Origin of the sequence: Campylobacter concisus (assembly GCF_902460715.1) — a bacterium.
Classification (GTDB): domain Bacteria; phylum Campylobacterota; class Campylobacteria; order Campylobacterales; family Campylobacteraceae; genus Campylobacter_A; species Campylobacter_A concisus_AK.
This window is the reverse complement of the sequence record NZ_CABPUX010000001.1, coordinates 506921-528121: the sequence shown is the minus strand read 5'-3', so window position 1 is coordinate 528121 and position 21201 is coordinate 506921. Positions and strand designations below refer to the sequence as shown.

Below are 21201 nucleotides of genomic sequence, written 5' to 3'. Positions count from 1 at the left end.
TAAAGGAGGCAAATATGTCAAAGAGCGAAGTCTTAGCGAAATTTGAGACACTTGCGGCGATACCGCATTGCAGTTATGAGACTGATAAGATGCGTGATTTTCTGGCTAGCTATGCAAAAGATAAGGGCTGTGAGGTCGTAGTCGATAGTTTTGGCAACGTTCATGCGTTTAAAGGCAAGCCAAAAATTTGCTTGCAAAGCCACTACGATATGGTCTGCATGGGCGATGCGCCAAAGATCGAGATAGTTTATGGCGATGATGGCTATATGAGGGCTAAAAACTCATCTTTAGGTGCCGATAACGGCATAGGCGTGGCTATCATGATGCAGATGATAAGCGAATTTGACGACATAGAGTGCCTCTTTACAAACAACGAAGAGGTCGGCATGGTCGGAGCTGCTGGTTTTAGCGGCGATCTAAAAGCCGATAAGCTTTTAAATTTAGACAGCGAAGAGGACGATAGAGTCACTATCGGCTGCGCTGGCGGTGTAAATTTATTTGCTACTATTGCGCTTAATAGCAAAAAAACAAAAGAGAGCACGCTTTATGAAGTAAAAGTGAGCGGCCTACCTGGCGGACACTCTGGTAACGAGATACATAAAAATATCCCAAATGCGATCAAGGTTTTGGCGGCATTTGTGACTAAAAATGGCTGCAAGCTTGTTAAATTTGAAGGTGGCGAGCGAAGCAACTCTATCCCAAGCGGTGCAACTGCGCTAGTTTTAAGCGATAAGGAGCTAAAGAGCGAGTGTGAGAATTTAAGCGTGAAAAAGCTTGGCACGGGGGATGAAATTTTAGAAAACGGCGAGAAAATTTTAGCTTTAATCAACTCATTTTCACAAGGCGTAAGAGCCTATAACTGCGAGCTAGGCATACCACAAGATAGCGTCAATCTCTCACTTGCAAAGATCAAGGATGATGGCACGCTTGAAGTAGAATTTTTCGCAAGATCAATGAGTAAAGACGGCCTAAATAGAATGGAATTTGAAATTTCAGAGCTTGCAAAAGCGGTTGGTTTTAATGTCATTTCAAAAGATAGAAACCCAGCTTGGAAACCAATAAACGATAAATTTGCAAACGATATTTTAGAAGAGCTTAAAATTTATAAGCCAAATGCAAGGATAACAGCTGTGCATGCTGGACTAGAATGTGGAGTGCTTTTAGAGAAAAAAGCAGGTCTTAGTGCATGTTCTATTGGACCAAACATCTACTCACCTCACTCTACAAGAGAGCACTGCGAAGTAGCTTCTGCGCTTTTTATCGAAAAAGTAGTTCGCGGTATCGTTAAAAAATATAACTCATAAAAAAGTAAAATTTGCTAGAAATTTCTAGCAAATTTTATCTATATCACCTTATCTTTGCTCTTGCAAAGATCGCTTAATATACACTCAAAACAAAGTGGCTTTTTAGCCTTACAGGTGTAGCGTCCAAAAAGCACCATCGCTTGATGAAGCTTGCCAAGCTCAGTTTTAAAGGCAAGAGTTAGATCCTCTTCAGTCGCTTCTGGCGTCTTTGCGCTGCTTAAGCCAAGTCTATGTGATACTCTAAAAACATGTGTATCAACGGCCATTACGTTTGCATTTGTCGCCTCTAAAAGCACGACGTGAGCGGTCTTTTGCCCAACTCCAGCAAGGGCTTTTAGCTTCTCTTCATCAAGTGGAATTTCTCCGTTATAAAGCTCGACCACGCTGTTTGCCATCTTGATCAAATTCAGGGCCTTGTTGTTAAAAAAGCTGCATGAGTTTATCATGAGTTTTAGGCTGGCTAAATTTGCGCTAGCTAGCTCAAAAACATCTTTATACGCCTCAAATAGGGTAGGTGTGATCAAATTTACCCTTTTGTCTGTGCATTGAGCTGAGAGCATGACGCAGACAAGAAGTTCATATAAATTTCTAAATTTAAGCTCGCTTTTGGCGTCTTTAAACTCTTCTAAAAGCCTTTTTTTTATCTCTAAAATATCTTTTTTTGTTCTCATTTGGCTATTTTACCTAAAATTGCAAGTTAAACGAAAAGTTACCGCATTATTTGATATAATTTTGCCCATAAAATCAATTTTTTAAAGGATTTATATGAAAAAATTTTTGTTTCCAGCAGTTTTAAGTTTAGCTGCAGCTGTCACTCTAAACGCAGCAGTAGTTGCAACAGTTGATGGCGATGCTATAAACGATAGCGATATCTCAGCACTTTTATCAGCAGCTATGCCAGGTTTTGACGCTAGCAAGCTTCAACCAAATGAGAAAAAACGTATAATCGACGATCTAATCAACAGAAAACTTCTTTTAAAAGACGCAAAAGCAACAGGTATTGAAAAAGATGTTGATTACATCAAGGCTGTAAAAGCTGCACAAGAAGGCATCGCAGTTGAGCTTTATATGAGAAAACTATTTGACGGTATAAAAGTAAGCGATAGCGATTTAAGAGATTTTTACAACAAAAACAAAGCGAGCATGAACCAACCAGCTCAAGCAAGAGCAAGACATATCTTAGTTGAAGATGAAAAAACAGCAAACGACATCATCGCTCAACTTAAAAATTTAAAAGGCGAGGCTTTAACTAAGAAATTTGCAGAGCTAGCAAGCCAAAAATCAATCGACAAAGGCTCAGCAGCACACGGCGGCGAGCTTGGCTGGTTTGGTCAAAGCCAAATGGTAAAACCTTTTGCAGACGCAGCATTTTCAATGGCTAATGGCACAGTTTCAACTAAGCCAGTTAAAACTCAGTTTGGCTACCACGTTATCTTAAAAGAAGATGGCAAAGCTGCTGGTACTGTAAGCTTTGAACAAGCAAAACCAGAGATCGAGCAAGCTGTAAAAATGGAGAAATTCCAAGCTGCTGTTAGACAAAAAAGTGAAGCTCTACGCCAAAAAGCAAAGATAGAATACAAATAAAATTTGGAGGATAAAATGGGCGTTTTAGATATCGTAAAACCTGGTGTTTTAAGCGGAGATGATGTAACAAAACTTTATGCTTATGCCAAAGAGCAAGGTTTTGCAATACCTGCTGTAAATGTCGTGGGAAGTGACTCTGTTAATGCCGTTTTAGAAGCGGCAAAGGTTGCTAACTCGCCTGTTATCGTTCAGTTTAGTAATGGCGGTGCAGGTTTTTACGCTGGTAAAGCCTGCGAAAACGCAGCCGTTCTTGGTGCGATCGCTGGAGCAAAGCATGTTCATCTGCTTGCCAAGGCTTACGGCGTGCCAGTCATTTTACACACTGACCACGCTGCTAGAAAGCTTTTGCCTTGGATAGATGAGCTAGTAAAAGCAAGCCATGAGTATAAAAAAACTCACGGCGTGCCACTTTTTAGCTCTCACATGCTTGATCTTAGCGAAGAGAATATCAACGAAAATTTAAGCACGTGTGAGAAGTATCTAAAAGAGCTTAGCGAGCTTGGCATCAGCCTAGAGATCGAGCTTGGCGTCACTGGTGGCGAAGAAGATGGCGTGGATAACACAAGCGTTGATAACGCACTTCTTTACACCCAGCCAGAGGATGTCGCGCTTGCTTATGAAAGACTAAGCAAGATAAGCGATAAATTTAGCATTGCAGCTAGTTTTGGTAACGTCCATGGTGTCTATAAACCAGGCAATGTCGTGCTAAGACCAGAAATTCTTAAAAACTCACAAGCCTATGTCGCTAAGAAATTTAACACAAAAAGCGACAAGCCAGTAAATTTTGTATTTCACGGCGGAAGTGGTAGTGAGCTAAAAGATATCAAAAATGCTGTAAGTTATGGCGTTATCAAGATGAACATTGACACCGATACCCAGTGGGCTTTCTGGGACGGCGTGCGCGAGTATGAGGCCAAAAATAGAGCATACTTGCAAGGTCAGATCGGCAACCCAGAGGGCGATGATAAGCCAAATAAAAAATACTACGATCCAAGGAAATGGCTAAGAAGTGGCGAGGAGAGCATGGTTAAGCGTCTTCAGACTGCTTTTAGCGACTTAAACTGCCTAAATAGGAACTAATCCTATGCAAAATCAAAATGATTTTAGTGAGCTAAGCGTGCCAAAAGAGCGCCAAGCTCACTCTTTCTTTGTCTTTTTTAAAGTTATCTTTATCCCTTTAGCTATCTACATCTTGGCGATACTGGCGTATCTTGGCGTTATAAATTTTCAGATGAAGCTTCACACTATCGTGATGATGGGCGTTATACTCTTTGTCGCTTTTGTATTTTCACGCCACAGTGCCTTGGTCGCTTACTCAAATTTCTTAGCAAATGCCAAAGACTACAAGATAAGGCTAAAAGAATTTATAATCGCTCATCTCTTTGAAATTTCAGGCGTCAAAAAGGCAAACGCTAAATTTGAAGATTTTTTCGAGAGCTATACAAGAAATTTTAGAAATGACAACCTAGCAAACATCGGTCAAGCAGTCTTTCCTATGCTTGGAATTTTAGGCACATTTATCAGTATCGCTATCTCTATGCCAAGCTTTAGCTCAAGCACTGCAAACGGACTTGAAAAAGAGATCGCTATACTGCTAAATGGCGTGGCTACGGCGTTTTATGTATCGATTTACGGCATATTTTTAGCGCTTTGGTGGATGTTTTTTGAAAAGATCGGCATTAGTAAATTTGAGAAATTTTACAGCGAGCAAAAAGAGCTAAGCCGTGAGTTTTTCTGGCAGGACAATGAGCTAAATGCAAATTTCATGAAAGCAAGTGTGGGCTACTTTAAAGATAGTCACGATGCCTTTAAAATGGTGCTTGATGATAAATTTGTAAAAGAGCTAAGCGAACAGACAAATGAGAAATTTAATAGCCTAAAAGAGCTTTGCGAGGTTGAAAAAAATATCATCAATCAAAGCAAGGCAGAGCTTAGCGCAAGTTTAAAAATGCTAAATGAATCTGGGCTAAAACAAGATGAATTTGTAAAAATCCACTCCGATATATTAAAGGCGGTTGGTGCGTTTTCTAACGCCTTTAAAGATATGGAGGTTAAAATTTTAACCGAGCATGCAAAGCTTGGCGAAATTTTTAGTAGAAATTTAAACGCTACAAAAGAGAGCCAGCTTAAATTTGAGCAGACTATCAAGAGCTTTGATGCCATTTTAAAAGAATTTTCTCTCTCTTTGATGAAAGAGCAAAACGAGGCATTAAAGGCATTTAGAACCTCGCTCGTGGAGAGTGCTACGATATTTAAGGCAGCGTATGAGCAAGAGGGCAGGAGCTTGGAGCGCGAAAAAGAGCGCGAGAGCCTCATTGCTGAGCTTAAGAAGAACATAGACGAGATCGATAAAGAAGCAAATTCTGTAATAGAAAAAATCGAAAATCTAGTGCAATGAAAATAGACAAAAATAACGAGGATCAATCGAGCTTTTGGGTTTCGTACGCGGACTTGATGGCGGGTCTGCTCTTTGTTTTTATGCTGCTAATAGGCGCTGTCGTCGTAAAATACGTCCTAACTCAAAACACCCTTGAAAATAAAGAGCAAGCTATCATCGCTGCACTAGCAAATTTAAAAGACGCTCAGGGCAAGAATTTCACCCTCGAAGAGCTAAATGACGCCCTAAAAAGCGAGCTTTCAAAGATAAGCGATGAAAATATAAATTTAAAAAAATCAAATGAAATTTTTGTCATTCAAATAGACGCCCTAAAAGAAAAACTAGCCCAGCTCATAGAGGAAAACAAGGACGCAAATGCGAGCATAAAAGAGCTAAATGCTAGCATTTTTGATCTAAACCAAAAGATGATCGTGCTAAATGATGAAATTTCATCAAAAGATAGGGCGCTTAGCGATGCAAATGCAAGTAGTGAGAAAAATTTAGCCAAGATCGCATTTTTGCTCGAGCAAGTAAGCAAAAAAGAGGCTAGATATGACGAGCTTTTAAGGGATCTAAACGTCACTCGTGACAGGGTCAAAAACCTAACTGGCATAAGGGTTAAAGTGATCTCCGCCCTAAAAGATAGGCTAGGAAATAGCATCGAGATCGATCCAAACTCAGGCGCGCTAAAGCTTAGCTCATCAGTGCTTTTTGATAAGGGCAGTGCAGTCTTAAAAGAAGAGGTCAAAGAGGAGCTAAAGGCCACGCTTGGTAAGTATTTTGACGTGCTTTTAAATGATAAAGAGATCGCCTCAAACATCGATCAGATCGTCATAGAGGGCTTTACAGATAGCGATGGAAGCTACATTTATAACCTAGAGCTTTCGCAAAAAAGAGCCTATGCGGTAATGGAGTTTATAAACTCATTTAGCGACGATGCACGCCTTAGAAAGCTACTTGTCGCAAGTGGCAGAAGCTACAACGAGCTAGTTTTTAAAGACGGAGCCGAGGACAAGGACGCTTCAAGGCGCATCGAGATCAAATTTTCACTCTCAAACAAAGAGGCTATCAACGAGATAGAGAAATTTTTGGAGTTTAAGGGTGATTGATAAAATTCGCTTAAGAGAGCGAGAATTTTGGCTTTTAAGAGATGATCTGCTAGGCGAGTTTAACGGCAACAAAGCAAGAAAGCTAGAGTATTTTCTAAAGGCCGATCTTAGCGGCATCAAAGCCATCGTATCTCACGGCTCAAGCCAGTCAAATGCGATGTATAGTCTAAGCCTTTTTGCCAAGCTAAAAGGGCTTAAATTTTACTACGTCGTCTCTCATCTAAGCTCAAATTTGGAGCAAGATCCAGTTGGAAATTTCAAATTTGCACTTGAAAATGGCATGGAAATTTTTGTAAAAGAGGAGCGTGAGAAATTTGCTAAAGAGCTAGCAAAGAGCCAAAATGCGCTATTTATAAACGAGGGTGTAGCGCAAAGTGAGGCTGAGCTTGGCTTTATCACGCAAGCAAATGAGATAAATGAGTGGAGCAAAAAAAGTGGCATAAGGCCTGACATTTTCTTGCCCTCAGGCACAGGCACAAGCGCATGCTACCTAGCAAAACACACCGATCTTAGGGTTTTTACAGCGCCTTGCGTAGGAGACAGCGACTATCTAAAAAAGCAAATTTACGAGCTAGATAAAGATAGCAAAGTGCAAATTTTAAATCCCCCAAAGAAGTATCATTTTGGAAATTTATACAAAGAGCTTTATGAAATTTGGCTTGAGGTTTGCAAAAGTGGTGTTGAATTTGAGCTTATTTACGACCCAGTGGGCTTTATGACGCTTTTTGCAAATTTGGATAAGCTTGGGAGCGAAATTTTATATATCCACCAGGGCGGAATTTTAGGTAACATTACACAAAAGCAAAGATATGAGAGAAAACTAAAAATAAAGGATCATAAATGAAGTTTTTACACAGCAGCGACGCTGACTTTGAGAGTAAATTTTCACAGCTTGTTAGGCGAAGTGACAACGACATGAGTGCCGTGATGCCAGTGGTTACAGGTATCATAGACGAGATAAGAAAAGATGGTGATAGCGCACTTTTTGCCCAGATAAGTAAATTTGATAAATTTAATGTCACAAGCAAAAACGACATAATAATCGACGTAAAAGAGATGGAAGCAGCATACAATTCGCTAGATAATGCTCTAAGAGTGGCTCTAAATTTAGCTCACGACAGGATAAAAAGCTATCACGAGCGCACAAAACCAAGCGACTGGACCTATAAGGACGAGCACGACATCTTACTTGGCGCAAAATACACCCCAGTTGATCGCGCTGGCCTTTATATCCCAGGCGGCAAGGCCGCATACCCTAGCTCGCTTCTCATGAATGCTATCCCAGCAATCGTTGCTGGCGTAAAAGAGATCGTAGTTTGCACCCCAGCGCCAGGCGGCAAGGTAAATCCTCTACTTCTTGCTGCGATGCATCTATGTGGCATCAAAACAGCCTTTAAAATAGGCGGTGCAAGTGCGATCGCAGCGATGGCGTACGGCACAGCGACCGTGTCAAAGGTCGATGTCATCACTGGACCTGGCAACATCTACGTAGCGACTGCTAAAAAGCTAGTTTATGGCGACGTAAATATCGATATGATCGCAGGTCCAAGCGAGATAGGCGTGATCGCTGATGATAGTGCTGACCCTCGCCACATAGCGATCGATCTACTCTCACAAGCCGAGCACGACGAGATCGCAAGTGCCTTTTTGATAACACCAGTGGAGGCCTTCGCAAGGGCGGTGCAAAGACACGTGGAGGACGAGCTAAAAACTCTAAAACGCGAACCAATCGCTAGTGCTAGCATAAGAAACAAAGCTGCTATCATCGTAGCAAAAGACTTGCAGGAGTGCTTTAAGCTGATGAACGAGCTTGCAGTGGAGCACCTAGAGATCGCTACAAACGACGCTTTGAGCTATATGGACGAGGTAAAACATGCTGGAGCGATATTTTTTGGACACTTCACGCCTGAAGCGATGGGTGACTACATCGCTGGACCAAACCACACCCTGCCAACTGGCGGAAGTGCGAGATTTTACTCGCCGCTTGGAGTTGAAAATTTCATGAAGCGAAGCTCTATCATCTCGGTTAGCAGAAAAGGTATCATGCATCTTGGCAAACCTTGCATGCAGCTAGCCGAAGCCGAAGGGTTAACAGCCCATAAAAGATCAATCGCCGTGAGGTTAGAGGATTAAAAAATGAAATTTGATTTTAGAAAATTTAAAATTTTCTAAAATCTTTTTAAAAATATTTTTTGCTTTAAGAAATATTTTTGCAACTTTTTATGAAATTTATAGTAAAATCCATCACAAAACTACTAAAAAAGGAGTTGATATGAAGTTAGGAACTTATACTGCAAACCAGGCTTCAGGAAACTATTATTTAGATCAAGCTAAAAATAGCGAGAAAAAGGCGCTAAACGCCATCTCTGCAAATAGTGAGATCAAAGCATCAGGTGCAAATTTGCAAATCGCAGAGAGCTTACTTTCGCAAACAAATGTCCTAAATGAGGGCATGGCAAATGCAAACGATATGATCGGTATGCTTCAGATCGCCGACTCAACGCTTTTAAATTTAAGCGAGAGTGCGGATAAGATCGGCGAGCTATCAAGCAAGCTTTCAAACCCAGCTCTTTCAGCGAACGAGCAAAAGGGTATAAAAGGTGAGATAAATGCGCTTAAAAATGCGATGAGCGACAGTGTAAAAGAGGCTAAATTTAATGGCAAAAACGTTTTTGACGCCGAGCTTGGCTTTTTTACAGGTGAGGGCACAAAAAATATAAATTTAAGCACAAATGCTCTTTTAAATGTTAAAGAGGATGGCTCAAATTCTGGCGATATCTTGAAAAACATAAATTCACTTCGCTCAGAGATCGGCTCGACACAAAATGCTGTATTTAAGGGCATGAATGCTCTAGCTGCTAGAAGCGTAGCAAATGCTAATAGCGTAGAGAACCTTGATAGCAGTGACATCGCAAAGAGCTTGGAAGAAAATTTACAAGCAAATTTAAAGCTACATGCTGCCTCTTTGGTTAAAGTTCACGATACTACGAGCTTGGCTGCAAAACTAGATAAACTTCTAGGAGAATAAATTTTTACCGGTCTTGTGCCGGTAAAACTCTCTTTTTTTATTTCTACTTTTTTAACTTATACAACATATTTGTAAATTAAATTTTTATGCTTCTTGAGATATTGTTTTTGAATTTAGTTGAAATTTTATAGCTAATGCCCTCAAAGCGAAGGTTAAATTAAGTATGCTTTAAGATGAAAACTTGCATGTAATATTTAAAACAATTTTGGGGTGTGTTAAATTTCAAAGTTTTAAAAAGGGCAGAAAAGTGCAATTAATTCGTGGCTAGAGTAAGTTTTGTTCAAAATCAAAGTAGCGAAAATTTCTTTACATTATTTTATGGTATTTGCACTATAAATTTCAACAAAAAGAGCCCATTAAATATATAGATGCTATAAATTTTTCAAAGAAAAGCTATCTAAGTAAAAAGAATATTTGCCAAAATAGGGTATAGACACATACAAAAACATTAAATTTATTACTAATCTTTTTTAGCACTTTGAGTGTAAAAATAACACAATTATGGGTTAGGATATAAATTTGATTTTAGAAATTTAAAAAAATTAGATGCATACGCCCAAAAGGGCAGGGCTTGTTAGCCCTCGATGTAGTTTTTGAGTTTTCTACCAACTTTTGGGTGTTTTAGTTTTTTGATGGCTGAGCTTTCTATCTGGCGAACACGTTCACGAGTGACATTTAGCGCCTTGCCGATCTCTTCAAGCGTGCGGTCGCTCTCATCTTCAAGCAGACCAAATCTCATCGAAATAACCGCTTTTTCACGCTCATTTAGCTGTGAAAGCACATCGTCGATCTGCTCTCTAAGGTCACTTTTTAAAATTTGATCTATCGGTGATAGAGAAGTTTTGTCCTCGACAAAATCTCCAAATTTACCGTCCTCTTCGTTTGCGATCGGAGCTTCAAGGCTGATAGGCTCTTTTGTGATCTTGATCACCTGTTTTACCTTATCGACGCTTAGTCCGACCTCTTTTGCGATGACGCTTACGTCAGGCTCTTTTCCCTCTTCTTGGAGGTATTTGCGGTTGATTTTGTTGATGCGGTTTATCGTTTCTATCATATGGATAGGTATCCTGATCGTCCTTGCCTGATCAGCGATCGCGCGCGAGATAGCCTGACGGATCCACCATGTGGCGTAGGTTGAAAATTTATAGCCTTTTCTATATTCAAATTTATCAACCGCTTTCATAAGACCGATGTTGCCCTCTTGGATGAGATCAAGAAATGGCAAGCCCCTGTTTGTATAGCGTTTTGCGATACTTACGACTAGACGGAGGTTTGACTTGGCCATTCTAGCTTTTGCTTCATCTGAAATTTTCTTTCCGCGTTTGATCTGCTCTAAAATCTCTTTTAGTCTTGCTGGCTCAAGGTCAAAGCCTTGTTTGCTCGCCTCTTTTGTTGTAAAAAGCTTTTTGATCTCGACGTAGGTTGAGACCATCGTAGCCTCTGGCACGCGAGCTGCGATCTCTTCTTTGCTAAGTTTGATGATATCTTTTAAGATGCTTTTGTGATTTTTCTTTAGCTCGTCACTAAACATCGGCAAGCGATACTCCAAGCGTTTTAGCTCTCTATCAAATTCATCGTCGCTTTTAAGAGCCGTCTCCATTGATTTTACGATCTCTCTGATTAGCTTACTTGTTGGGCCAAGATCCATCAGCTTCTCTTTTAAAATTTTCTTTTTAAACGCAAGCGTCATCTTTGAAGCTGTGTCGTCGCTTTCTACCTTATCTTGCTTGTTTGCGGTCTTTAGCCACTCTTTTTTAGCCTTTTCAAGGGCCTTAAAACTCTCTATAACTTTTTCTGCGCGCTTGTCGTTTTTGGCTGATTTTTTAGGAGTTTCGTTCTCTTCGTTCTCCTCATCATCTTCGTCTATATCTTCTTCGCCATCTTCATTTTCATTTTCGCTCTCGTCTTCAAAGCTTTTAAAAAGCTCTTTTACGCGGCGCTCTCTGTTGATAAGTGGCTCTTTATAATCAAGTATAAAATCGATCAAAAACGGCACCGAACAAAATGCATCGATGATGATATCTTCGCCAAGCTCGATCCTCTTGCTGATCTCAACCTCTTCTTCTTTTGTAAGAAGCGCGATCTGACCCATCTCTCTTAGATACATCCTTACTGGACTATCTGATCTTGACCACTCTAAAAGGTCGCTTTCGCTTGAAAGATCGAGGTCCTCGTCGATATCTTGGTCGCTTTTTTGAGCATTTTCTTGACGTTTTTTAGCATCGGCTAAATTTCTAAGCTTTGCAGCCTCAGCAGATGTGATGAGCTGGACTTTGTTTGTTTTTGCTAGTTGTTCTATCTTTTTTACTACCGTAGCCGTCGGAGCTTTGTCTAATAATTTTACTAATTTTTCGTATGTCAAAAAGCCTTTTGCATTTTCAACAAAAAGCTCTTCTACCTGAGAAAAAGAGTCTTTTGCGGCGCTCATAAATTTCCTTTCAAATCGTATCATTGTGATTTAAGTGTTGGTTAAAAGAAAGTGGATTATACCCAAAATTTTTTAAATGTCTATAAAAAGAAAGTTGGAACGATGATTGCTTAGTAGCTATAAAATCAAATTTTGATTAGGAAAATTTATGCAAAATGGTTATTATCAAGCCACTGCTGGCATGGTAACGCAGTTTAACAGACTAAATGTCATCTCAAACAACCTTGCAAATGTAAATACGATCGGCTACAAGCGAAACGACGTAGTCATCGGCGACTTTGCGAGAATTTTTAAAGAGACGCAAGATGAGCTTCCACTTAAAAATCACACAAAAGACGGAGCTAAATTTCTAAATAGAACGCTTGATCGTGTGCCACAAGTGAGCGAAGAATACACCGACTTTAGCGCTGGCGGCTTTAAATACAGCTCAAACACGCTTGACTTTGCGATAAAAAGAGACGATGCTTTTTTCTTAGTCGATACTCCAAATGGCGTAAAACTAAGCAAAAATGGCTCTTTTAGCCTTGACGCGGACGGATATATCGTCACAAAAGAGGGTTACAGGGTGCTACCAAGTGGCTATGAAGCGCAAAATCCTGGTCAAAGAGGCATCCAAGTGCCACAAGGCGAGGTGCTAACCGTTGATAAAAATGGAAATTTATACTCAAATAACAATCAATTTTCTAAATTTTACATCGCTCAGCCAAGAGAGATAAGGGATCTAAAAAAGGTCGGCGACAATCTCTTTGAAACGAGAAATTTTAACGACATTAGCGAGCTTGACGAGGCTGATAGCGTGATGCAAGGCTACGCTCAAATGTCAAACGTAAATCCAGTCTTAGAAATGGTGGGTCTAATAGAAACCCAGCGCTTAGTTGATATGTATCAAAAGGTTATGACAAGCCACATGACTGACCTTAACCAAGATGCTGTTCAAAAACTAGCCCTAAAAGCTTAATAAAAGGATAAAACTATGATGAGATCACTTTACACTGCGGCCACTGGCATGATCGCCGAACAGACGCAGATAGACGTAACCTCACACAACATCGCAAACGTAAATACCTATGGATATAAGAAAAATAGAGCTGAATTTGCCGATCTTATGTATCAAGTCATGGAGTACGCAGGCACGGCTACTAGCCAAACTACTACAAGCCCGACAGGCATCGAAGTAGGTCTTGGCGTGCGCCCAACAGCGATAAATAAAATTTTCTCTCAGGGCTATTTTAAAGAGACTAGCAACAACCTAGATATGGTCATAGCTGGCAACGGCTTTTTTCAAATTCAACTCCCTGATGGCACGACGGCTTACACTAGAAATGGTGCATTTAAGCTTGATGCAAACGGTACGATCGTAAATAGCGATGGCTACCAGCTCATCCCCCAGATCACTGTCCCTGCAAACGCGACGCAAATTTCAATAGGCACAGATGGCACCGTCTCAGTGCTTCAAGCTGGCGAAACCAACATGGCTCAGATAGGTCAGATCGAGCTAGCAAATTTCATAAACCCAGCTGGTCTTCACTCGATGGGTGATAACAACTACCTTCAAACAAGCGCTAGTGGCGACGTGGTGGTAGGTGTAGCAGGCCTTGACGGACTTGGCACCATTAGACAGGGCTTTGTCGAGATGAGTAACGTGCAACTTGTTGAAGAGATGACTGATCTCATCACAGGTCAGCGCGCATACGAGGCAAATTCAAAGGCGATAACTACGAGTGATTCGATGCTAGAGATAGTAAATGGACTTAAAAGGTAGGTGATATGGACGCGACTTTGGCTATTGTTGGACTTATACTCGTTGCTTTTACGCTTGATGTTTTTTACTTTTCAGATAGGACCCCAAAGGGCAAGGGTCCAAAAGGGCAGGTGCATTAAATTTATAGGCCATTGTAAATTTGGCAGTCTTCGTCGTTGCCTAGCTCGCAGGACTTGCCAAAGTACTTTTTGGCTAAATTTTTATCGCCTTTTGCTTCAAAATAGATAACCCCAAGGTTGTGGCAACCATCGCCAAAGTCCATTTCGCAAGCTTTTGTGAAGAGCTTGCTAGCTCTTTTTTGATCTTTTTCTACGTATTTTCCGCTATGAAGCATCATGCCAAGGCTATTGCAGCCAGCAGCATGACCCAGATCGCAGCTCTTTTCAAAGAGCTCTTTTGCCTTTTTGGTGTCTTGCTCTACGCCATTTCCGTCATAGTATAAAAGCCCAAGTCCGTAGTATCCGTCGCCATCTTTTAGCTCGCAAGCTCTTAAAAATAGCTCTTTTGACTTTTGATAGTTTTTATCTAATGTATAGACAAAGCCAAGTCTTGCGCAGCCAAAGCCGTCGTTTAGCTCGCAGCCCTTTTGGTAAAATTTGGCTGCATTTTTGTTATTTACATCTTTTATGTAGTCCATGTCATAAAGCACGCCCACGCTACTACAAGCGCCTGCGTGTTTTAGCTCGCAAGCTTTTTTGTAAAACTCGCCCGCTTTTTGGTAGTTTTTGTCTTCTTGAAATTTATTACCAAGCTCAAAGCAGCTTTTAGCCTCTTTGTTTTCGCACCTAGACGTAAGCGTTTTTGTCTCTAAATTTGCGCTCCACAAAAGCACCGCAGAGGTTAAAAATAAAACGATCTTTTTCATTGCCTGCCTTTTTAAAAATTTAAATAAGTTTAGGTAAAAAGCTTTAAATTTATAGTAAATATCAAATTTAATACCCAAGCTTATCTAATAAATTTCTCATATCACAGCCCTTTTTAAAGCCTAGCTCACATGATCTTTGAAAGTAGCTTTTGGCTGTCATTTTGTCCTCTTTTTTGCCGTTATCTAAAAGCGTGTAGTTTAAAAATCTTGCGTATCTATTTAATATGATAGTTTGATTAAGCTCGCTACTCACGTCGTTGTAACCATTTAGATAGATGAGCGCAGCACTGTAGCAACCCTCTTTTATATCATTTTCGCAAGCTAATAAAAATATCTTTTGTAGCTTTTTAAAATCTTTATCATCACTTGATGAGTTATAAATTTTTGTGGCAACCTTGTAACAGCTAGTTAAATTTGCTCTTATATCGCCCTCGCTTTGGCATATCTCATCTAAATTTTCTGCATTTAAAAGCACAATGAGAGATAAAAACAAAATCAAATTTTTCATAAACGCTCTTTAGTGAAAATCTCTAACTATCTCGCAAGCCTCTTTAAGGCCTAGCTTGCAAGCTTTTTTAAGCTCTTTTTCTGCCAGCTTTTTATCCTTTTTTGTGCCTATGCCATGATAGTAAAAGTATGCAAGATGTTTGCACCCACTTGCGCTATCTAGCCTGCACGCTTTGTTGTAGTATCTAAACGCCACTTCATCATCTTTTTCTACGCCAAGTGCGTCGTCGTAAAGGCTGGCTAGGTTATTGCAAGCATCGGCAAAGTCAAGCTTGCAAGCTTTAAAATAGAGCTTACTGGCCTTTTCATACTCTTTTTGCTCTTGATATAAGGTCGCTAGGTTGTAGCAAGAGATACTAAAGTCGCTATCACAAGCCTTTTTGTAAAGCTTTACCGCTTCTTTGTAGTCGCGCTTTACGCCAGGGGTGTTGTGGTATAAAACAGCTAGGTTGTAGCATCCTTCATAGAAATTTTGCTCGCAAACTTCTTTGTAAATTTTAGCAGCCTTTTTGTAGTCTCTTTTTACGCCGCCGCCGTTATTATATAAAACTGCGACGTTAAAACAGCTTTGTATAAAAGCTAGATCGCAACCCTTTTTAAAAGCATCTAAAGCCATTTTGTGATCTTTCATCTCTTGATACTCGACACCAAGGTTGTGGCAGGCAAATTTATTGCTCTCATCACAAGCTTTGTTAAGAATTTCTAGCGATTTTGTCGCGTCTTTTTTTACGCCAAGTCCGCTTTTGTAAAACTCAGCCAGATAGATGCATGCGTCTAAATTTTTAACCTCGCACTCACTTTTGTAAATTCCAAATAGCCTTTTATACTCATCATCGCTGTATCTGCGGCTAAAATCAATGCAGTTATCCTCGATATTGCAGCTATTTGCTTGAGGGATTTTGATCTTTGGATTTGTTGTTAAGGCTATTAAATTTAGTGTTAAAAATATTAGTAAAATTATCTTTTTCATAGAAATTTTCTTTATAAATTTTGTTGTTATTTTATAAAATTTAGTTTTAAAATGCGAGCAAGCAGTTAAATTTATAAAAGCAAAAACGCCTCTTTAAATTTAAATTTTTAAATTTTTGTTAATATTTTGGCTTTTTATGAAGGTAAAATTTGACATTTAACTACGTTTTTAAACTATCCATTCCTATCTTTATGGGCTATTTTCCGCTTGGTGTCGCCTTTGGCGTGCTGGCAAAGAGCATGGGAGTGAGCGCATTTATCGCCATGGCGCTTAGCATGCTTGGATACGGCGGAGCAGCGCAGTTTATGATGCTCTCGCTCTTTAGCGTTGGCACGAGCTACGTTGAGGTCTTTATCGTGAGCTATCTTGTAAATTTGCGTCACACTTTTTATGGGATTTCACTTTTAAAAGAGTATAGCGGGATCAAATTTAAGCTCTTAAACATCGCTTTGCTAACGGATGAGACCTTTGCGATATTTAAAAATTTAGGGCTAAAAGATGCAAGTGATCGAAGTTTTGTCTTTACCTGGCTAAATCTTTTATCTTGGTTATACTGGGCGGCTGGGACGCTACTTGGAGCGATACTTGGCGATCTTATAAAGGCCGATACAAAGGGGCTTGAGTTTAGTTTGACCTCGCTTTTTATAGTGGTCGTCATCGAGATGTTTAAAAATGATAAAAACTACCGCGTGCTTTTTGTGGCGGTGCTTTTTGGCGTGCTTGGAGTGAGCCTATTTCCAGCTAAATTTGTGCTTGTTGGCTCGATGGCGCTTTGTTTTATATTTTTGCTTTTGTTTAAGGATAAAATTTGATAAGTGTAAGCTCAAGCGAGATGGTGCTCTTTGTGGCGGTGCTTTTAAGCGCCTTGGCTACTTTTATAACGAGAGCGACGCCATTTTATGCGTTAAAAAACTATAAGCCAAACCCTTATTTAGACGCCATAGAAAAGCATATGGGTATGATGATAATGGTCGTTTTGGTCTGCTACGGGCTAAAAGATACGAAATTTAGCGAGTTTCCATATGGCTTAAGCGAGATAGTGGCAGTTTTTACGGCTATTTTGGTGCATTTAAAGTTTAAAAACGCTCTTCTTAGCATAGTCGTTTCAACTGGAATTTATATGCTTTTGATAAGAATTTTTTAAATAAATATAAATTTTAAAAATTAATAAATTTTTTAAATATATGACGTTATAATGCTCTAGCAAATTTTAATGCAAAGGAGTTAAAATGCGTTTAATCTTTAAGGCGGTGTTACTCATGATTTTAGGTGCTACTTTAGCGGTTGCTAAGCCAACCATCTACATCCTAGCTACTGGTGGAACGATAGCAGGAAGCGGCTCAGGCTCGCTTGACTCTAGCTATACTTCTGGAACTGTTACGGTCGATAAATTAATCGCAGCCGTGCCAGATATCAACAAGATCGCTACCATAAAAGGCGAGCAAATTTCAAATATCGGCTCACAAGATATGAACAATGAAGTTTGGCTTAAGCTTGCAAATAGAATAAACGAACTTCTAAACAGTGGCAAAGCTGATGGTATCGTCGTTACTCACGGCACAGACACTATGGAGGAGACAGCTTACTTTCTAAATTTAGTCGTCAAAAGCGACAAGCCAGTCGTGCTTGTAGGTGCGATGAGAAATAGCGGCTCACTAAGCGCTGATGGCCCGCTAAATTTATTTAACGCTGTAAATGTAGCTATCAGCAAAGATAGCGTAGGCAAGGGCGTTGTAGTCACTATGAATGATGAAATTCACGCTGGTAGAGAGGTAACAAAAACTAACACAACAGGCGTTGATACATTTAAATCACCAAACAGCGGCAAGATCGGCACAGTCTTTTATGGCAACGTAAAATACTATATGAATCCGCTCAGAAAACACACAGCAAGCTCAGCATTTGACCTAACTGGCGTAAAAGAGCTTCCAAGGGTTGATATCATCTACTCTCATGCAAATGACAACCCTGACTTTGTAAATGTAGCTGTTAAAAATGGCGCAAAAGGTATCGTTAGTGCTGGTCTTGGCAATGGTAACCCTTACTTTAGCGTGCTAGAGGCTCTTGGTGAGGCTTCAAAAGCTGGCGTAGTGGTAGTTCGCGACTCACGTGTGGGAAGCGGCGAGACAACTATGAACGGCGAAGTCGATGATGCAAAATACGGCTTTTTAACATGCGACAACCTAAACGCTCAAAAAGCTAGAGTGCTTTTGATGCTTGCTCTTACAAAAACAAGCGACAAAGCTAAAATTCAAGAGTATTTCTTAACTCACTAAGCTTAATTTTAGCGGAGATATCGCGAGTGCTTTTAAGTGACTTTGATTTTTCTCATTTGGTAGAAAAATTATGCGTAACATTTAAAATCATCTCACGATATCCGCTCATGGCGGAACTATTAAATTTATAGCTCCGCCCTCTCTTTTTTCAAATTTACATTAAATTTTAGGCTCTAAAATGGGTATCAGTGCGCACTACTATGCTTATTTGCAAGATGATATAGAGATGATAAAAAATGGCGGCGGCGGCGAGCTTTTGGACGAATACGACATGGATAATTTGTGGGACGCGATGTGTAAGATGCTAACTGGCAAAAATTTCAAGCAGAGGCTTAAGGCTGGTGATATTTTTAGCTCAAAAGAGCCTTTTAGCTGGGCTATTTTTGGGCGTAGTGCGCTAAATGAAGAGCTAAGCGAGATGATCTCTTATACTAACGCTTCAGATGTAAAAGAGGTGGCTGAGACATTGAAAAATGTTGAGATTAGCGCTCTTTTAGCAAAGATAAATTTAAAAGAATTTGCTAGCTCAAAGACATATCCTGACATTTTTGGGAGCGAGAGCGAATTTGAAGATATAAGGGCGAGTTTAAACGAGCACTTTGCTGGGCTTTTAAATTTTTACCAAAATGCCGCCAGTAAAGGGCTTGGCGTGATAACAGTAATAGCCTAAATTTATAAATTTTTAGTGGGCTATTTTATGGTTTAAATTTAGTCAGCTTTTGTGGCAAATAAATTTATAGAGTGCCTTTATATCAAAAGCAAAATTTATGTAAAAGCATACTTGATAAATTTGCCATCTAGGTTGCGAAACACATATAAAATCGCCTTTGTTTTTGCACTAAATTTATTAAATTTATATACCTAGCGCCAAAAGCCAAATTTTTCACGTCCAAAAGCAGGCTAAATTTGCTAATAAAGCGCTCTTTTATCATAAATTTATAGATTTTGATTTAGCATTTCATTAAAATTTCAAGGCCTCTTATGAATTTCTTGCTATTTTTTATCACCCTTGCGCCCATCTCGATGATGCCAGGCATCAACATGACCTACGCTATGAGCGTTGGTATGAGCTTTGGCTACAAGCACTCGTTTTTCGTGATGGCTGGGCAGCTTTTAGCGATCGCTTTTGTATCGTTTAGCTGTATGCTTGGCGTGGGAGCGGTGCTACATCATTTTGAGTACGCATTTAAGGCGCTAAATATCATCGCAGGCCTTTATATGCTCTATCTTGGCGTGATGCTCTTTTTTGGCAAGGGCGAGCTTAGCATCACAAAGGTCTCAAATTTGCCAAGCAAAAAGCAGATGTTTATAAATGGCCTCATCGTTAGCGTCTCAAACCCAAAGGCGTGGATATTTTTCTCAGCCTTGCTGCCTACATTTTTGGATAAAGATGACCCTTTTAGCCTCACTCGTATGTGCGTGATAACGGCAACGCTTGTTTTCATCGAGTTTTGCGCGCTAAATATCTACGCACTTGGCGGAGCTATGCTAAAGAAATTTTTACAAACGCACCTAAGACTACTTGAAATTTGCACCGCCATTATCGTCTGCACGATCGGCGTACTCTTGCTTTTTAGATAAATTTATCCACTTTTTACCTAGCTTGGCTAAAATTTGCCCAGTTTGCACTACATTTTTAGCAAAAGGATAAGAGATGAAAAAATTTCTATTTATACTTACAAATCAGCCATATAACGGCACAGATAACGCTTACAACGCACTAAGGTTGGCTAGAGCGCTAAAAGAAAAGGGCGAAGAGGTTAGGATCTTTCTTATGAACGACGCAGTCGATCTTGCGCGAAATAGCACCAAAAAGCCAGAAAACTACGACGTTGATCTAGTAGCGATGCTAAAGGAGCTTTACGCTGGTGGCGCGATGCTTAAGGTTTGTGGTAGCTGCCAAACAAGGTGTGGTTTGCATGTGGGAGAGCCTTATTTCGAGGCTGAGGTGAAAGGCAGCATGGATATCTTGTCCGAGTGGGTTAGAGAGTGCGATCAGGTGATGACATTTTAGAGCAAAAAGGAGAATTTATGAGTTTGACATTTGGTGTAAAAAATAAAAAGAAGCTACTTGGCGGATATGCAAAGGCGCTAAGCGAGCGTGAAATTTCAGCTCTTGTAGAGGGGCTTTTCTTTTTTAATAGCGAGCAAGAAGAGCCAAGCGCAAATGAGCTGGGTGCTGACGTGATGATAGCAGGCGTGTGGCAAAAGAGTGTTCGTGGCTTTGAGCTAAACTACGAAGATGGCGAGTATATCGTGCGTGTTTATACTCCAAGTGGCGTTGGTGACTGGCAGATCGCACTTGAGCTACTCTCAAAACTTTCAGCTCAAACTGGCTCAAAAATAGAGTGCGACAACGAAAAAATTTATGATAGTGAGCAAATTTTAAAATTTGACTACGAGACTGACATCATGTGGGGACTTGAAGCGTTAAAAGATATAAAAGAGAAAAATCAAACGCTTTATATCTCTGGCGTGGAGCGAGACGTGGCGTTTGACGCGGTTATGGTAGATGAAATTTTTGCTAGTGCCAGCCCTGCGGCTAAATTTGATGAGATGATGAGGCAGGTGCAGTATCTTGACGCATACAGCGCAAGAGAGCACCTCTATCAAGACAAAGACGGCAACGAAATTCTTGGCACATATACACTTAGTGAAAATTTACCGACCATCTTGCCTTATGCTCCATCTCCGTCGTGGCAGGCGCAAGAGGCGCTTGGAGATCGCAAGGTCTCGCGCTGGGTGCTTACGCTAGTTGTGGGTGTGGATGAAAAAGACGCGCATGTGCTTGATGAGTGTGAGTATGGTGCTTTCATGGCAAATTTACCAAAAGAAAAGTACCGCTTCATTGACGCTGCAAACGTGCTTGTTGAGCCACTTAGCGAGGATGAGATGAAAGAAATTTTGCAAAAGGCTAAGGCTTAAATTTGGAGTTTTAAAGGCTAGTATTAAAATTTTCTTTATAAATATTTTTAGTCAAATTTTCATAAT

Annotated in this window: 22 protein-coding genes; 17 read left to right on the top strand and 5 right to left on the bottom strand. The window is 40.1% G+C overall.

Translation table 11 applies throughout. The features are described from left to right. Nucleotides 1–14 precede the first annotated feature (14 nt). Nucleotides 15–1304: a M28 family peptidase gene (locus F3G91_RS02615; RefSeq protein WP_103609048.1), complete on the top strand. Its 1290-nt coding sequence runs from the start codon at nt 15–17 to the stop codon at nt 1302–1304. Between the two features lie 38 nt (nt 1305–1342). Here F3G91_RS02615 and nth read toward each other — a convergent pair whose 3' ends face one another. Further along, entirely contained in the window at nt 1343–1975 is a 633-nt protein-coding gene (gene nth / locus F3G91_RS02610) for an endonuclease III (RefSeq protein ID WP_149700596.1), read from the bottom strand. Between the two features lie 94 nt (nt 1976–2069). Here nth and F3G91_RS02605 point away from each other — a divergent pair, with 94 nt between their 5' ends. From F3G91_RS02605 to F3G91_RS02575, 7 genes are all read left to right on the top strand, one after another. Continuing rightward, nucleotides 2070–2888 (top strand): peptidylprolyl isomerase, encoded by an 819-nt coding sequence (locus F3G91_RS02605; protein ID WP_009294116.1) that lies wholly within the window; start codon nt 2070–2072, stop codon nt 2886–2888. 15 nt (nt 2889–2903) lie between these two features. Then, a complete protein-coding gene (fbaA, locus tag F3G91_RS02600; RefSeq protein WP_009294115.1) occupies nt 2904–3968 on the top strand; it encodes a class II fructose-bisphosphate aldolase in 1065 nt (354 codons plus the stop codon). Nucleotides 3969–3972: 4 nt separating this feature from the next. Further along, nucleotides 3973–5286 carry a MotA/TolQ/ExbB proton channel family protein gene (locus F3G91_RS02595; RefSeq protein WP_149700595.1) on the top strand — a complete coding sequence of 438 codons (1314 nt, stop codon included), beginning with the start codon at nt 3973–3975 and terminating at the stop codon, nt 5284–5286. Then, nucleotides 5283–6374 carry an OmpA family protein gene (locus tag F3G91_RS02590; RefSeq protein WP_149700594.1) on the top strand — a complete coding sequence of 364 codons (1092 nt, stop codon included), beginning with the start codon at nt 5283–5285 and terminating at the stop codon, nt 6372–6374. Before F3G91_RS02595 ends, F3G91_RS02590 begins: the two co-directional genes overlap by 4 nt. Further along, nucleotides 6367–7218 (top strand): pyridoxal-phosphate dependent enzyme, encoded by an 852-nt coding sequence (locus F3G91_RS02585; RefSeq protein ID WP_103646840.1) that lies wholly within the window; start codon nt 6367–6369, stop codon nt 7216–7218. Before F3G91_RS02590 ends, F3G91_RS02585 begins: the two co-directional genes overlap by 8 nt. Then, nucleotides 7215–8507 carry a histidinol dehydrogenase gene (hisD, locus tag F3G91_RS02580; protein ID WP_103646841.1) on the top strand — a complete coding sequence of 431 codons (1293 nt, stop codon included), beginning with the start codon at nt 7215–7217 and terminating at the stop codon, nt 8505–8507. The genes F3G91_RS02585 and hisD overlap by 4 nt, the downstream gene beginning before the upstream one ends. Before the next feature lie 139 nt (nt 8508–8646). Next, the gene (locus tag F3G91_RS02575; protein WP_188116787.1) at nt 8647–9402 is read left to right on the top strand and encodes a flagellin; all 756 of its coding nucleotides are present in this window, start codon (nt 8647–8649) and stop codon (nt 9400–9402) included. A 574-nt stretch (nt 9403–9976) separates the two neighbouring features. Here F3G91_RS02575 and rpoD read toward each other — a convergent pair. After that, nucleotides 9977–11830, bottom strand: a complete 1854-nt coding sequence (gene rpoD, locus F3G91_RS02570; protein WP_149700592.1) for an RNA polymerase sigma factor RpoD — start codon at nt 11828–11830, stop codon at nt 9977–9979. A 148-nt stretch (nt 11831–11978) separates the two neighbouring features. Here rpoD and F3G91_RS02565 point away from each other — a divergent pair, with 148 nt between their 5' ends. Together F3G91_RS02565 and flgG are read left to right on the top strand one after the other, a co-directional pair. Beyond that, nucleotides 11979–12788 (top strand): flagellar hook-basal body protein, encoded by an 810-nt coding sequence (locus F3G91_RS02565; RefSeq protein ID WP_087580909.1) that lies wholly within the window; start codon nt 11979–11981, stop codon nt 12786–12788. A 15-nt stretch (nt 12789–12803) separates the two neighbouring features. Further along, nucleotides 12804–13592 carry a flagellar basal-body rod protein FlgG gene (flgG, locus tag F3G91_RS02560; protein WP_103587128.1) on the top strand — a complete coding sequence of 263 codons (789 nt, stop codon included), beginning with the start codon at nt 12804–12806 and terminating at the stop codon, nt 13590–13592. Nucleotides 13593–13713: 121 nt separating this feature from the next. Here the strand turns inward: flgG and F3G91_RS02550 are convergent, their stop codons facing one another. The 3 genes from F3G91_RS02550 to F3G91_RS02540 form a co-directional block, all read right to left on the bottom strand. After that, complete coding sequence (locus F3G91_RS02550; protein WP_149700591.1) at nt 13714–14457, bottom strand: tetratricopeptide repeat protein; 744 nt, start codon at nt 14455–14457, stop codon at nt 13714–13716. 67 nt (nt 14458–14524) lie between these two features. After that, nucleotides 14525–14965: a sel1 repeat family protein gene (locus F3G91_RS02545; protein WP_149700590.1), complete on the bottom strand. Its 441-nt coding sequence runs from the start codon at nt 14963–14965 to the stop codon at nt 14525–14527. A 9-nt stretch (nt 14966–14974) separates the two neighbouring features. After that, nucleotides 14975–15934 (bottom strand): SEL1-like repeat protein, encoded by a 960-nt coding sequence (locus tag F3G91_RS02540; protein ID WP_149700589.1) that lies wholly within the window; start codon nt 15932–15934, stop codon nt 14975–14977. 149 nt (nt 15935–16083) lie between these two features. On the opposite strand from F3G91_RS02540, the gene F3G91_RS02535 reads away from it, so the two are divergent. From F3G91_RS02535 to F3G91_RS02505, 7 genes are all read left to right on the top strand, one after another. Continuing rightward, entirely contained in the window at nt 16084–16746 is a 663-nt protein-coding gene (locus F3G91_RS02535) for an AzlC family ABC transporter permease (protein ID WP_149700588.1), read from the top strand. Next, nucleotides 16743–17078 (top strand): branched-chain amino acid transporter permease, encoded by a 336-nt coding sequence (locus F3G91_RS02530; protein ID WP_149700587.1) that lies wholly within the window; start codon nt 16743–16745, stop codon nt 17076–17078. Before F3G91_RS02535 ends, F3G91_RS02530 begins: the two co-directional genes overlap by 4 nt. Nucleotides 17079–17163: 85 nt before the next feature. After that, nucleotides 17164–18210, top strand: coding sequence for a type II asparaginase (locus F3G91_RS02525; protein ID WP_149700586.1), 1047 nt, complete (start codon nt 17164–17166; stop codon nt 18208–18210). A gap of 178 nt (nt 18211–18388) precedes the next feature. Beyond that, the gene (locus F3G91_RS02520; RefSeq protein ID WP_149700585.1) at nt 18389–18880 is read left to right on the top strand and encodes a DUF1877 family protein; all 492 of its coding nucleotides are present in this window, start codon (nt 18389–18391) and stop codon (nt 18878–18880) included. A 311-nt stretch (nt 18881–19191) separates the two neighbouring features. Further along, nucleotides 19192–19791, top strand: a complete 600-nt coding sequence (locus F3G91_RS02515) for a LysE family translocator (RefSeq protein ID WP_107929444.1) — start codon at nt 19192–19194, stop codon at nt 19789–19791. Nucleotides 19792–19864: 73 nt separating this feature from the next. Beyond that, a complete protein-coding gene (locus F3G91_RS02510) occupies nt 19865–20224 on the top strand; it encodes a DsrE/DsrF/TusD sulfur relay family protein (protein ID WP_103594325.1) in 360 nt (119 codons plus the stop codon). A 17-nt stretch (nt 20225–20241) separates the two neighbouring features. Then, on the top strand, nt 20242–21135 hold the full coding sequence (locus F3G91_RS02505) for a DUF4299 family protein (protein WP_149700584.1): 894 nt from the start codon (nt 20242–20244) through the stop codon (nt 21133–21135). Nucleotides 21136–21201: the final 66 nt, after the last annotated feature.